The 13,318-nt window shown below is 41.7% G+C and carries 11 protein-coding genes; all 11 read left to right on the top strand.

The features are described 5' to 3' along the window. The first annotated feature begins 399 nt into the window (after positions 1 to 399). The 11 genes from GW590_RS08155 to GW590_RS08105 all read left to right on the top strand — a co-directional run bounded on the left by GW590_RS08155 (position 400) and on the right by GW590_RS08105 (position 13,290). Positions 400 to 1,431 carry a restriction endonuclease gene (locus tag GW590_RS08155; protein ID WP_169402537.1) on the top strand — a complete coding sequence of 344 codons (1,032 nt, stop codon included), beginning with the start codon at positions 400 to 402 and terminating at the stop codon, positions 1,429 to 1,431. A gap of 407 nt (positions 1,432 to 1,838) precedes the next feature. After that, entirely contained in the window at positions 1,839 to 2,498 is a 660-nt protein-coding gene (gene tssL, locus GW590_RS08150) for a type VI secretion system protein TssL, short form (RefSeq protein WP_169402536.1), read from the top strand. Between the two features lie 24 nt (positions 2,499 to 2,522). Then, positions 2,523 to 2,897 carry a hypothetical protein gene (locus tag GW590_RS08145; RefSeq protein ID WP_169402535.1) on the top strand — a complete coding sequence of 125 codons (375 nt, stop codon included), beginning with the start codon at positions 2,523 to 2,525 and terminating at the stop codon, positions 2,895 to 2,897. Positions 2,898 to 3,479: 582 nt separating this feature from the next. Next, the gene (locus tag GW590_RS08140) at positions 3,480 to 4,232 is read left to right on the top strand and encodes a T6SS immunity protein Tli3 family protein (RefSeq protein ID WP_169402534.1); all 753 of its coding nucleotides are present in this window, start codon (positions 3,480 to 3,482) and stop codon (positions 4,230 to 4,232) included. Positions 4,233 to 4,248: 16 nt separating this feature from the next. After that, positions 4,249 to 4,437 carry a hypothetical protein gene (locus GW590_RS08135; RefSeq protein ID WP_169402533.1) on the top strand — a complete coding sequence of 63 codons (189 nt, stop codon included), beginning with the start codon at positions 4,249 to 4,251 and terminating at the stop codon, positions 4,435 to 4,437. A 22-nt stretch (positions 4,438 to 4,459) separates the two neighbouring features. Continuing rightward, complete coding sequence (locus tag GW590_RS08130) at positions 4,460 to 5,455, top strand: DUF6396 domain-containing protein (protein WP_235955895.1); 996 nt, start codon at positions 4,460 to 4,462, stop codon at positions 5,453 to 5,455. Next, the gene (locus tag GW590_RS08125; RefSeq protein WP_235955894.1) at positions 5,455 to 6,447 is read left to right on the top strand and encodes an SEL1-like repeat protein; all 993 of its coding nucleotides are present in this window, start codon (positions 5,455 to 5,457) and stop codon (positions 6,445 to 6,447) included. The genes GW590_RS08130 and GW590_RS08125 overlap by 1 nt, the downstream gene beginning before the upstream one ends. 667 nt (positions 6,448 to 7,114) lie before the next feature. Next, on the top strand, positions 7,115 to 7,774 hold the full coding sequence (tssL, locus tag GW590_RS08120) for a type VI secretion system protein TssL, short form (RefSeq protein ID WP_169402532.1): 660 nt from the start codon (positions 7,115 to 7,117) through the stop codon (positions 7,772 to 7,774). A 24-nt stretch (positions 7,775 to 7,798) separates the two neighbouring features. Then, a complete protein-coding gene (locus GW590_RS08115) occupies positions 7,799 to 10,507 on the top strand; it encodes a type VI secretion system Vgr family protein (RefSeq protein ID WP_169402531.1) in 2,709 nt (902 codons plus the stop codon). Beyond that, the gene (locus GW590_RS08110; protein WP_169402530.1) at positions 10,504 to 12,330 is read left to right on the top strand and encodes a phospholipase D-like domain-containing protein; all 1,827 of its coding nucleotides are present in this window, start codon (positions 10,504 to 10,506) and stop codon (positions 12,328 to 12,330) included. The genes GW590_RS08115 and GW590_RS08110 overlap by 4 nt, the downstream gene beginning before the upstream one ends. A gap of 9 nt (positions 12,331 to 12,339) precedes the next feature. Further along, positions 12,340 to 13,290, top strand: a complete 951-nt coding sequence (locus GW590_RS08105) for a DUF6396 domain-containing protein (RefSeq protein ID WP_169402529.1) — start codon at positions 12,340 to 12,342, stop codon at positions 13,288 to 13,290. The last annotated feature ends 28 nt before the right edge of the window (positions 13,291 to 13,318 follow it).

Raw genomic sequence — 13,318 nt, 5'->3', positions numbered from 1 at the left:
TTTGTATAACTCTGCCATCCCACCTGGTTTATGGTTAGGGTGGCAGAGGTGAAATATAACAATATCGTTAATAATGTATTTTAAATTTGTTTTTGAAAAATACGACAAACATCAAGAAGAGCCCCCTGTAGTTATTGACTTATGCCCCGAAGCCATTTTAAATAGAACCCATTTTTATATTCGCATATATTTAAATGATCAATGCATTCCCGGTTAAACTCTATATTTAATTATAGGTGTTGTTTGGCCGGGAAGTTTTTACTCTTTTATTTGTGAGGGCGAAAGTTAAAAGTTTATCTTTTCAATTAATCAATAGAAAATGAAATATTCGGGATATTAATAGCTTAACCCATTAATGTTTTAATCAAGTGATGTGATTTACCATTGTGAGGGATCATTATGAACAATCTGTCTCCTGCCGTGCAGTTTGAGAATTTTGTGGCAAATACCTTTGAGGTTATGGATTATCAGGTTTCCATCTCAAAGGAGAAGGGGTACGATCTTAAGCTTAACTTCGACCAGCAACAGTATATTATCGGTATCAAATATTATCGGACAACACGTGCTCAAATGTCGCTGATAAAGAACGCAGTAAGACGACTTGTTAGCTCCGTATCAACCGTGGCAGAGAATAAGATATTAGTGGTATCATCAATCATTGAAGATATGTCTCGGGAGGCATTGGAAAAGGAGTTTGCTGTCAATATTGTCGATTTGGCAGATTTGTTATGCTGGACATCTCCCTTCCCGGAGCTGTTTGAACAGCTCTGCAATTTGCTGGAGTTGAAAAGCCTGGAAGAGTTCTCTCGTAAAGGACGACATATTGACTGCGTGTTGACGACAAATTGTAATGATAAGGCAAGGTTATATAATCCCCAGGCGTTTGGTAATGAAACCGATGTTGCCGATTCATTAGTTAGTGAACTAGATAAGATTAAATTTGGCAAAGGCGCATGGCGTTCCTATGAAATTCATGCTGAAAAAATCCTGAACTATCTGTTTGAAAACGACCTCTATGGCTGGCAAAGTCAGCTGAGAACGGATGATGGCTTGAATCGTTATGATTACGTCTGTCGTATAAAAGCAACAACGGATTTTTGGAAGTTATTAGTTGAACGGTTAAATAGTCAGTATATTATTTTTGAGTTTAAAAATTATCGCGAAAAAGTCGGGCAACAACAAATTATTACCACCGAGAAGTACCTTCTTGAAAAAGGGTTAAGAAAAGTTGCCATTATTTTAACTCGTAATGGCGCCAATGAGTCAGCCAAAAAAATGGCTAAAGGAGCGATGAGAGATCAGGGTAAACTATTGATTATGCTTGATGATAGCGAGATAAAAAAGATGATCGAGTTAAAGCAATCCGGTTCCGACCCCACTGATTATCTGTTTGAGAAGACAGATCAATTTCTTCTGGAGTTATCCCGTTAAGTACGCTACTTGGCTCAGTAGGTCTGTTTTTTTTAATAATAACTATTTTTAGTCTATTACGTAACAGTCCCGATTTTATAATCAGGACTGTTGCTTGTTTAAAATTTTATAGCACCACCTTAAGGCTAACTAATGGTTAAGCTTAATGAAGGTAGTAATTTATCTGTAAGGTGAGAAATAGTGAGGTTTTACAGCAACCAAATTAGTAAAATAGTTAGTTATTGGTGATTTTTTTAATAAATTTTAATGATTAAGCTAAAGCACTATTTAATCATCTTTTCATTACAATTTTGAAAATTTGTATTTGACTGGTTCTAATTCCAGTGTTACATAATTGGATATTCTATTTTTTGGGGTTGGCTATTTAGGTGATCGCCGTTTAAATTATTTGCTGGGTGAATGTAAGGATGAAATATAACAAGGAAGTCGATGAGTTAACTATCGATAATCTTTTACAGGAAAGCGTTATTTTCTTTTTGGATGCAAAAGATAAAACACCTGAAGTTACTTCTGGCGAGGTCCTGTATCGCCAGGGGGTAATGATTGTTGAATCATTGCAATCTGCTTTGCAGGCTCACGCTATTCATCGCGATGCCGCTGATCATATTCTCTATGCCATCTGCGCGCTGCTGGATGAAACCATGATGTCTACGGGCAACGATAGCTGGCACAACGCGCCGTTGCAGGTATATTTTTTTCAGTCGTTTAATGCCGGCAATGAGTTATATGAACGTATCCGCCAACAGCTAAGACAACCTGTTCCCGATATAGCAGTTATTACTGCCTTTCACCGTGTGTTGTGTCTTGGCTTTTTGGGAAAATACAGCAAGACCCCTGATCATGACGACCGTCAGCAATTACTCCAGCAGCTCACTTCACTGATAACCTGCGACCCGAGACGGAGGGCACCCCCGGTAGTGGTCAGAACCGAGGGGGCATCCGGCTTGGCATACTGGCGTTCACCCTGGTTAAAGGTGGTACTGAGTTTTTTACTGCTGATGGCACTCTCGCTGGGTTTACAGCTTCATTTGCACACCTTGATCACCACTATGGATATCGCGCATTAACCGACCACGGAAGGAAGACGATAAATGGCTATCGACAAGTACATCATTGAAGGCGGAAAAATTGCCGTTTACAACCACTATCAGCTCCGCCTGCGCGGGCTGGAGTCAAAACAGCCGGGCGTGATGTTGTCGGTAGCCAAATTCAGTAGCTCGGAAGCTATCAGCCAGATACCGCGCTATGAAATTGAGTTCACCTGTACGCAGAAAGATCTTCCGGCACAATGGGTCGTTAACTATCCGGCATTGTTTCTGATGTACCCGGATGGCAAGCCGTACGAACCCGTTAAACCGCGCATAGTTCCTGGCCTGATCACCTCATTTCGTCAGTGCAGTACTACTGCCGATGAAACCCGCTATGTCACGCTATATGATTACCTTGTCAAATGGCCAGATTATTGAGCGAGTGACTACAGAAAACGGTGAAACAGAATTGGCAAACTCTCAGGCAACAGAAGATATGATAATTACCTGGCTTAATAGGATTAACCCATGAGCAATAGAACGCTAATTATCTCATCGATGTTGGGTGTTTTGCTGATAATGGTTTTGATTGTTATCTACAACCTGCCCACGATTGGGGGAAGTTTTGGCTATGGTATGCCCGGCCCGGTAAAACATTTTATCAAGTTGATACGATAGACTATTCGGCACGTCAACCATAAGGACTGTAATTATTGTTGATGTTGCTTTATCAGCTTTTAATAATGGCAATATTTATAGCTCATGCAGTTTATTGTCTGTAGACAGGATAGGGGGTTGAATAGTGGGATGGTTAGTACCACAGGCAATAGAGCCAGTAAAGGCGGTTCCCTGGTCAGCGGTTTGTCCCCTTTGTACTCTGATTATGACTATATATAATATCAATATATGCTATTGCTAATAGTGCCTATCCATAATATTGGTCATAATATCCTGTAGAATTATTAAAGATATTCACTTGTTATCCCAACAATCAATAAATGGCAGATTAAGGAATGTTGTATGAATAATAAAAATGCCTCAAGTGGCTCAGGTAATGTTTTGAAAGTCATCATGATTATTGTATTTATTGTTATGTTGCTATTTATTGTTGCCATTTTTTTATTGGCCAGGATGCCAACAACAGGCGGGAGCTTTGGCTATGGTTTTCCAAGTGCCATGAGTAAAAGAAACACGGTAAAGGATGTGGAAATAGATGTAGATCCGCAGGTGGTTTATCGTATTGATGATAACCGTTTTTTTACCCTGGAAAAATATAAGGACTGTGAACACGGAGGTTTCGTTTATTATCATGATGTAAATAAAAATATTAAGAGGCTAATTACGTCAGGGGCAACTGATGAAAAACCACAAAATGAGATAACTATAGCTGAAAAAAACGACATTATGGCTTTTACAGGTAAATTTATTTATGCCGCAAGTGATAATGTTATTGCATACCCAGTAAGGCATATTGGTTATAAATATGGCACAGAAAATTATTACATAGCTTATAGAGATCTTGAGAATCCTTCAAATAATAATGCTGTTGATGCTTATAAGAGTACGTATGCTGCTGTTGTATCGGATGGCGTGATTTATATACAGGGTTCTGTTATCGACAAAAACTATCGGGAATATACCCTCTCAAACAAGTCGCATCAATATGAAATGGTTGATATCTCACTGGCAAAAATTAACCGAAATTCAAAAGATGACCGCTTTCACTGTGATAATAAAATCAAACCACGCAAGGTAAAAATTATAGCTAACTAACAAGGAGATTGATGAAATGACACAATCTAATGAGCCTACCCGAGAAGTTGCTTTTTTTTATAATGAAAATGGCAAACCACACTATCGCAGTAGCCTTTCACCAGAGCGTGTTAAAAGTCAGCCAGATTTTATGAGAAAAGTCGTTGGCAGTGACTTGTCTATGGGATCATTAATGATATTCACTTGTTACCCCTGCAATCAATAAATGGCAGATTAAGGAATGTTGTATGAATAATAAAAAAGACCCAGGTGGCTCATATAACGTCCTGAAAGTCACCATAATTATTGTGTTTATTATTATGTTATTTTCATTAGTAAATTCTAAAGTAGCAACTAGAGTGAGTGCTATGAACAATTATGTTGATAATGAAAAGATAAACTTTACTTGTGTTTACGAAGCAGACTATCTGCCCCCTTTGGACCCAGAAGCTGATAGCTGGTTTAAACAGGCCAGAATACTGGAAAAAGCCAAAGGGCCTAAAGACTATGCCGCAATTGGTGCCCTTTATCGCCAGGCTGTTGATAAGGATCATTATAAAGCAATGCGAAATCTACAAAATCTGCTTTTACAGGGACTAGTAAAACCCTTGCCGGGTAAGAGACCGTCGGAAGAAGCCGTTGAAATTGTAGAAAAAATGATAAAAATGAATATTCCTTCGGGCTATTTTGCAATGGGGTATTACCTGGAAAATGGTTATGGCGTCGAATCTGATAAAATGGCATCGCTGGCTTATTACAGAAAGGCGGCGGATCTGGGCAATCCTGAAGGACAATATGTTATTGGCAGAATATTTTTAAGTAAGAATTTAGGTAATGATCAAAAAAATTTGGTATACAGACCTGAAATTGGCAAAGCTATGCTTATCTGTTCGGCGACTAATGGCTATGGACCGGCTGCCTATGAATTAGCTAATCATTATCAATTAGTAGAGAAAAACTTCAAAATGGCCACTTATTACTTTCAAATGGGTGTAATGAATGGGCATTATTATTCTGCGATGGACCTTCAAGAAGCTTTTAAATCGCCTCCCCCTACGGATGAAATTAATTATTTAAATCTAAGCAGAGATGATGAACGTGTTCATCGATACTTTCTAATTAGGAATGAAATCGATAAAAACCCATATGCCCGTTTCCCCGATTTAGATAAGATTGTCCCTCTGCCTCCGGCACCTTTGCCAAAATGGGATGGTTCCTTTGAATATAAAAAGGGTGGTAAGTAATGGTGAAGAGATATTTCTTCAGAAAAAATATGCCTGCCATGTTTTTTGTTGAAAAGTATTTAATGCTGAGTGCTATTATTTTTCTAACCGGTTGTGATATCCCCAGCAGGGGTATGGTCTTTCCCCAAGATAAAGAAAATAATCTTCAGTTTAACTGTACTGGTGAAAACGTTTATCTTCCTGCGCTTGATCCTCAGGCAGATAACTGGTTTAAACAGGCCAGAGTACTTGAAAAAGCCAAAAGGCCTAAAGACTATGCTGCAATTGGTGCCCTTTATCGTCAGGCTGTTGATCAGGGGCATTATAAGGCAATGCGAAATTTACAAAATCTGCTTTCACAGGGACTAGTAAAACCCTTGCCGGGTAAGAGACCGTCTGAAGAAGCACTAGAAATTGTAGAAAAAATGATAAAAATGAATATTCCGTCGGGCTATTATGCAATGGGGTATTACCTTGAAAATGGCTATGGCGTCGAGCCTGATAAAATGGCATCGCTGGCTTATTACAGAAAGGCGGCGGATCTGGGCAATCCTGAAGGGCAATATGTTATTGGCAGAATATTTTTAAGTAAGAATTTAGGTAATGATCAAAAAAATTTGGTATACAGACCTGAAATTGGTAAAGCTATGCTTATCTGTTCGGCTAATAATGGTTATGGACCGGCTGCATATGAATTAGCTAATCATTATAAATTAATAGATAAAAATTACAAAATGGCCACTTATTATTATCAGTTAGGTGTAAGGAATGGGGATTATTACTCTGCCTTAAATCTTCAAAATTCTTTTCAATCTCCACCTCCTACAGATATGATCCACTATTTGAATGTAACCAGGGACGATGAACGTGTACATCGATACCTTTTAATTAAACATGAAATCGGTAAAAATTCCTCTGCCCGTTTCCCCGATCTAGATAAGATAGTTCCTTTACCTCCGGCACCTTTGCCAAAATGGGATGGTTCCTTTGAATATAAAAAAGGAGGTAAGTAATGGGGGGCGGCGATCTTTCTGAAGTAGGATATTCTGGTTGATACAAGCGGTTATAATCACTCCATTTATTGTTGTTGTTTTGTGTTTGCTTATAATTATGGTTTGTCTAAGTAAAACGAAATACGGAAAAATTGTTAAGCGGTTGTTGTTTTGCTGGGTGGCAGTGTATGTAGGAATTACTTTATATGCGGTTTGGGACCTCTTTTTTTAAACGCCAATAAGAAAAGGAAATTTAATGCGTGCATTCATTTGCCTCGGTGATAAAACGGACCATGGAGCGGAGGTGGTTACCGCTTCTGGACCGCAGGTCTACGGTAAAACGTAACAGTCGCGATTTTATAATCAGGACTGTTGCTTGTTTAAAATTTTCTAGCACCACCATAAGGCTAACTAATGGTTAAGCTTAATGAAGGTAGTAATTTATCTGTAAGGTGAGAAATAGTGAGGTTTTACAGCAACCAAATTAGTAAAATAGTTAGTTATTGGTGATTTTTTAATAAATTTTAATGATTAAGCTAAAGCACTATTTAATCATCTTTTCATTACAATTTTGAAAATTTGTATTTGACTGGTTCTAATTCCAGTGTTACATAATTGGATATTCTATTTTTTGGGGTTGGCTATTTAGGTGATCGCTGTTTAAATTATTTACTGGGTGAATGTAAGGATGAAATATAACAAGGAAGTCGATGAGTTAACTATCGATAATCTTTTACAGGAAAGCGTTATTTTCTTTTTGGATGCAAAAGATAAAACACCTGAAGTTTCTTCTGGCGAGGTCCTGTATCGCCAGGGGGTAATGATTGTTGAATCATTGCAATCTGCTTTGCAGGCTCACGCTATTCATCGCGATACCGCTGATCATATTCTCTATGCCATCTGCGCGCTGCTGGATGAAACCATGATGTCTACGGGCAACGATAGCTGGCACAACGCGCCGTTGCAGGTATATTTTTTTCAGTCGTTTAATGCCGGCAATGAGTTATATGAACGTATCCGCCAACAGCTAAGACAGCCTGTTCCCGATATAGCAGTTATTACTGCCTTTCATCGCGTGTTGTGTCTTGGCTTTTTGGGAAAATACAGCAAGACCCCTGGCCATGCCGACCGTCAGCAATTACTCCAGCAGCTCACTTCACTGATAACCAGCGACCCGAGCCGGAGGGAACCCCCGGTAGTGGTCAGTACCGAGGGGGCATCCGGCTTGGCGTACTGGCGTTCCCCCTGGTTAAAGGTGGTACTGAGTTTTTTACTGCTGATGGCACTCTCGCTGGGTTTGCAGCTTCATTTGCACACCTTGATCACCACTATGGATATCGCGCATTAACCGACCACGGAAGGAAGACGATAAATGGCTATCGACAAGTACATCATTGAAGGCGGAAAAATTGCCGTTTACAACCACTATCAGCTCCGCCTGCGCGAGCTGGAGTCAAAACAACCGGGCGTGATGTTGTCGGTAGCCAAATTCAGTAGCTCGGAAGCTATCAGCCAGATACCGCGCTATGAAATTGAGTTCACCTGTACGCAGAAAGATCTTCCGGCACAATGGGTCGTTAACTATCCGGCATTGTTTCTGATGTACCCGGATGGCAAGCCGTACGAACCCGTTAAACCGCGCATAGTTCCTGGCCTGATCACCTCATTTCGTCAGTGCAGTACTACTGCCGATGAAACCCGCTATGTAGCGGTGCTGGAGCATCGGATGGCGCTACTGGAGCAGGGGTGTAATAACGCGGTTTGGCAGAATGACAGCATTATCAGCCTGACCGAAAAGGTACTGAATCATCACCAATTCGACCGGCTGGATTTTCGTTTTTCCCTTGAAGACCCGTATCCACAGCATGAGTTTATGCTGCAGTACGGCGAATCGGACGGGCAGCATATTGCGCGCCGTCTCGCCGATGGCGGGGTGTCCTTCTACTTTGAGTATGATGAAGAGAACGACAGTGACGTGATTGTATTTGCCGATCACTCCTACGCCTGGAAGCGAGGTCTGGCTATTCCCTTTCGCCATCCGGCAGGGATGTTTGATGGCGGGATGGAATCGGTCTGGGATATGTCCGTTAGCCGCAAAGTAATTCCCAAATCGATGCTGCTAAACGATGAAAACTATCGCCAGGCACAGCAAGATATGGGCAGCATGGCTGAAAACAACCCGGACTATCCAGCCTTATATGGCGAGGATTATCGCTGGGGCGAGCATTATCCACAACGCGGCAAGGAATATGCGCTAGCTCCGGGTGAAGGTCTCTGGTATGCCAAACGTCGTCAGGAACGCTGGCTGACTGAACAGGTGACCTTTGTAGGGAAATCCACCTGTATGGACTTGCGGCCGGGGATGGTGATCACCACCCCAGGCAAAGTATGGCCAGATGCACCCGATGGCCTGCTGATTGTCTCCACCCAGTGTGAGCGAGCCAGCCGAGATATCGCTTATTGGGTAACGTTTACCGCTATTCCCTGGAACCAGGATCACACCTATCGTCCGGCAGAACAGCCATGGCCACAGGTGCCAGGCACCCTGTCAGCCCGCATATCCAGCACGGTGGAAAAAGATACCTATGCTCACCTCGACCCGCAAGGGCGCTACCGCATCCGTTTTGATCTCGACCTCGCTGAATGGAAAAAAGGTTTTGAAAGCTGCTGGGTGCGCCTGGCAAAACCCTACGGCGGCGATGGCTATGGCTTTCACTGGCCGTTGCTAGACGGCACTGGCGTAGCCATTCAGTTTGCGGATGGCAACCTTGATCGTCCCTATATAGCCCATGTGCTGCACGATTCCCGCCACCCTGATCATGTCAATATTGAGAATAATAAGCGGAATGTACTGCTCACTCCGGCAGGTAATACGCTTCGTATGGATGACGAGCGCGGGATAGAGCATATCAAGCTTAGTACACCTCATTCGAATAAAAGCGAGCTGAGCCTCGGTCATATTGTTGATTCCGTGAGAAAGAAACGAGGCGAAGGATTTGAGTTGCGTACCGATGGCTGGGGCGCAGTACGTGCGGGAAAAGGGTTATTTATCAGCACTGATTTACGTGCGCAGGCTGTATCCGATTTGCTGGATATACGGGAGGCCCGTCAGCAACTGAAAGATGCCATTACTATGACTTCCTCGCTACGCGAAGCCGCAGAGATAGCTAAAGCAGAGTTGGCAGACCTCGCCTCACAAAAATCCCTGTTGACGCAAGCGATTGATGAAATGAAGCAGTCGGCATTACTCGTTAGCGCCCCGGCAGGTATCGCGATGACCACCCCGAAAACACTACAACTTAATGCCGAAGAAAACCTGACGTTAACTGCCCGGCAGCAAGCGGATATCTCGGCGCTAAAGAGGATCACCCTTGCTGCCGGTAAGGCCATAAGTCTGTTTGCACGGGAAACGGGAATCAAGATTTTTGCGGCAAAAGGCAATGTGGAATTACAGGCGCAAAGCGATGAAATGCATCTCTCCTCCCTCAAGGATATGACCATCAGCAGTCATGCAGGAAAAACCATTGTTGCAGCAAAGGATGAACTGCTGCTGACCTGCGGAAGTGCCTATATACGCCTCAAAGGTGGGCAGATTGAATATGGTAGTCCAGGTAATCAGACGGTAAAAGCCACCAACTGGACGGTTATTGGCCCGGAAAGCATGGATATTACCCATCCGCAATTCCCGCAAAGCGTCCCGAAACAGGCGCTGCGTTTTCAGCTTGGTGGTTCGCCACAAAGCCCGACCAAAGTGCGCGCCAATGAGCCTTACAAATTATTTGCCAACGGTAAATTGGTGCAACAGGGGTTAACGGATGCAGAGGGAAATATTGAAATAGACCATCAGATTCCTACGCAGAAATATAGGTTAGAAATGATCAGTGGTGAGCGTTACGACATCAATATGGTTAATGAAGGGCAGGAAAAACCTGAAGATGCACTCGCGCTTGAGGGGTTTCGGGAGATTGATCCTGGCCAGACGGAGGACGCTTCACAGCTGGGAGCTGGCTGGCGCAATACATTCCAGCAATTACTCAATCCTCAATGGGCTGACTCAAAAAAAGAAAAGGAACAACCGTGACTACTTTAACTCCCCAGATCTGTAATGCCGTACCTGGAAAAACAAACAGTATTATCATGACTCCACAGTGGTTTCCTGAAAATACAGAATATCCGCCCTGCCAAGCAGCTTATGCGCCATTAATTAACGGAGAAAAAACATTTGCTGTGCTTGCCAGGGCCATTCAGCAAGCACAAAAAAGTATTGATATCATCACCTGGGGATTTCAGGCATCGATGTATTTTGAACGTAATGGCCAGGGAAAGATGGTTGGTGAGTTACTGGAAGAGGCGGCAAATCGCGGCGTCACCGTCCGTATTCTTGTATGGTTTTCTATCACAGGTCAGCTCCCGGAAGCGAATTTTCCGGGATGGGGAGCATATTTCCCTGATAATTCCAATTCATTTAAACTCCGACCTGTAAGAAAGGAAGAGGCTTTTCTGAGAGATAAAAAACGTCTTAATGAAAACAAACTTGTACTCCTGGCAACAGGTGAAAAATTGAGTTTTCAAACACGTAAACAGTATGAATTTGATAAGTACTGGCATTTCAGGGCTGAAAACAATGATATAAAAAATCTTTCTATCCGACACAGAGAACTGAGTTGGAAAACAGACAGCGTCCCGGTAATATCACGTATTGCTGCTCTTCCTTATTCTATAAAAGATGATTCGTCAATACTTCGAAATATGGCCCTGTCATTTGGTGCTACCCATCACCAAAAGATGGTGTTGGTTGACTATATTGATCCAGATAAAGCGGTGGGTTTTATTATGGGCCATAATATGTTGTCGCAATACTGGGATACCGATAAACATTCATCTCTTATGCAGAGTTGTGATCGAGGCCGTGATGGCCCTACCGGATGGCAGGATATATCAAGCTGTGTTTATGGCGAAGTCCTGAAACATATGAGTGATAATTTTACTCAGGCATGGGAAAAAGATACTAACGATAGTACGCCGAAGAGGGAAAGAGTATCGATTAATAAAGAAGCCTTTTCACCTACGCCCCCTCGTCTGCAGGATATTAACCAAAGATTACTTTTACCGATGCCGCTGACCAGAGTCATGGGCCAAATCTGCCGTACCCAGCCACAATATAATGCCTGGGATATATTGAAGGCTTATATTGAAAGTGTAAAGCGAGCGCGTAACTATATCTATATTGAAAATCAATATTTTCGTTTTCAGAAAATTGCCGAGCAGCTTAAAAAAACGGCGCTGGAATTGATTTTATCTGGCCGCGATCCGGAAAAACACGGCTATTTGTATTTATTTGTTGTTACCAATAGCACTGAAAAACCAGAAGATCCAAGCTGGACCTCAAACGAAGCTGGCGGCTATCAGACTTATAAAATGCTCGATTGCCTGGGAAGGGCCGATTTGATGCCTAACTATGCCAAAAAAGAAAAGGGGGTAACTGAGGAGATTAAACCACAGCAGATCCCTGGTTTAAAGAGCATTATTTGCACACTGGTTTCACCAGATTCAAAAGCTGAAAAGTGGATGCCGGTGTATGTGCATAGCAAAATGATGATGGTTGATGATATTTTTATGATTCAGGGCTCCGCCAATATTAATTTACGTAGCATGGCATTTGATAGTGAAATAGCTATTGCACTTCAAGATACTGATTCGTCATCTATTATTGCTACCATGAGAAATCAGTTATGGAGTTTGCATACTAATGGGGAGGGTTTTAGTGGTGATATTACAAATATTTATAACAACTGGGAGAGGTTGATTAAAAATAATTCTAAAAAAGGAAGAGATAATATGCAACCAATGGCCCCTTTAATAGAATTTATTGATAATAGCAAGTATTTGAGTCATAAAGATTAAGGTTACATTATGAATTTCAAAAAAAATATAATATTTGTTATGGTATCTTTAATAATTGGTTGTCATGATAATAAGGAAGAAATTATGTCTGCACAGGATAAAGAAGATAAGCTTCAGTTTAACTGTACCAATGAAAACGTTTATCTTCCTGCTCTTGATCCTCAGGCTGATAACTGGTTTAAACAGGCCAGAGTACTGGAAAAAGCAGAAGGGCCTAAAGACTATGCCGCAATTGGTGCCCTTTATCGCCAGGCTGTTGATAAGGATCATTATAAAGCAATGCGAAATCTACAAAATCTGCTTTTACAGGGACTAGTAAACTCCTTGCCGGGTAAAAGACAGTCGGAAGAAGCCGTTGAAATTGCAGAGAAAATGATAAAAATGAATATTCCTTCGGGCTACTATGCAATGGGATATTATCTTGAAAATGGCTATGGCGTCGAGCCTGATAAAATGGCATCGCTGGCTTATTTCAGAAAGGCGGCAGATCTGGGTAATCCTGAAGGACAATATGTTGTTGGCAGAATATTTGTAAGTAAGAATTTAGGTAATCATCAAAAAAACTTGGTATACAGACCGGAAATTGGCAAAGCTATGCTTATCTGTTCGGCTAATAATGGCTATGGACCTGCTGCCTATGAATTAGCTAGTCATTATAAGTTAATAGATCAAAATTACAAAATGGCTACTTATTACTATCAGTTAGGTGTAATGAATGGAGATTATTATTCTGCCATGGATCTTCAAGAAGGTTTTCAATCTCCTCCCTCTACAGATGAACTTAATTATTTAAGTCTAAGTAGAGATGATGAACGTGTTCATCGATATACTTTAATTAGGAATGAAATCGGTAAAAATCCCTCTGCCCGTTTCCCCGATCTAGATAAGATAGTTCCTTTACCTCCGGCACCTTTGCCAAAATGGGATGGTTCCTTTGAATATAAAAAAGGAGGTAAGTAATGGGGGGCGGCGATCTTTCTGAAGTAGG

Origin of the sequence: Rouxiella aceris, from assembly GCF_012933545.1 — a bacterium.
Classification (GTDB): Bacteria; Pseudomonadota; Gammaproteobacteria; order Enterobacterales; family Enterobacteriaceae; genus Rouxiella; species Rouxiella aceris.
Note: the sequence above shows the minus strand (reverse complement) of the source record. Positions and strands in the feature narration are given on the sequence as shown.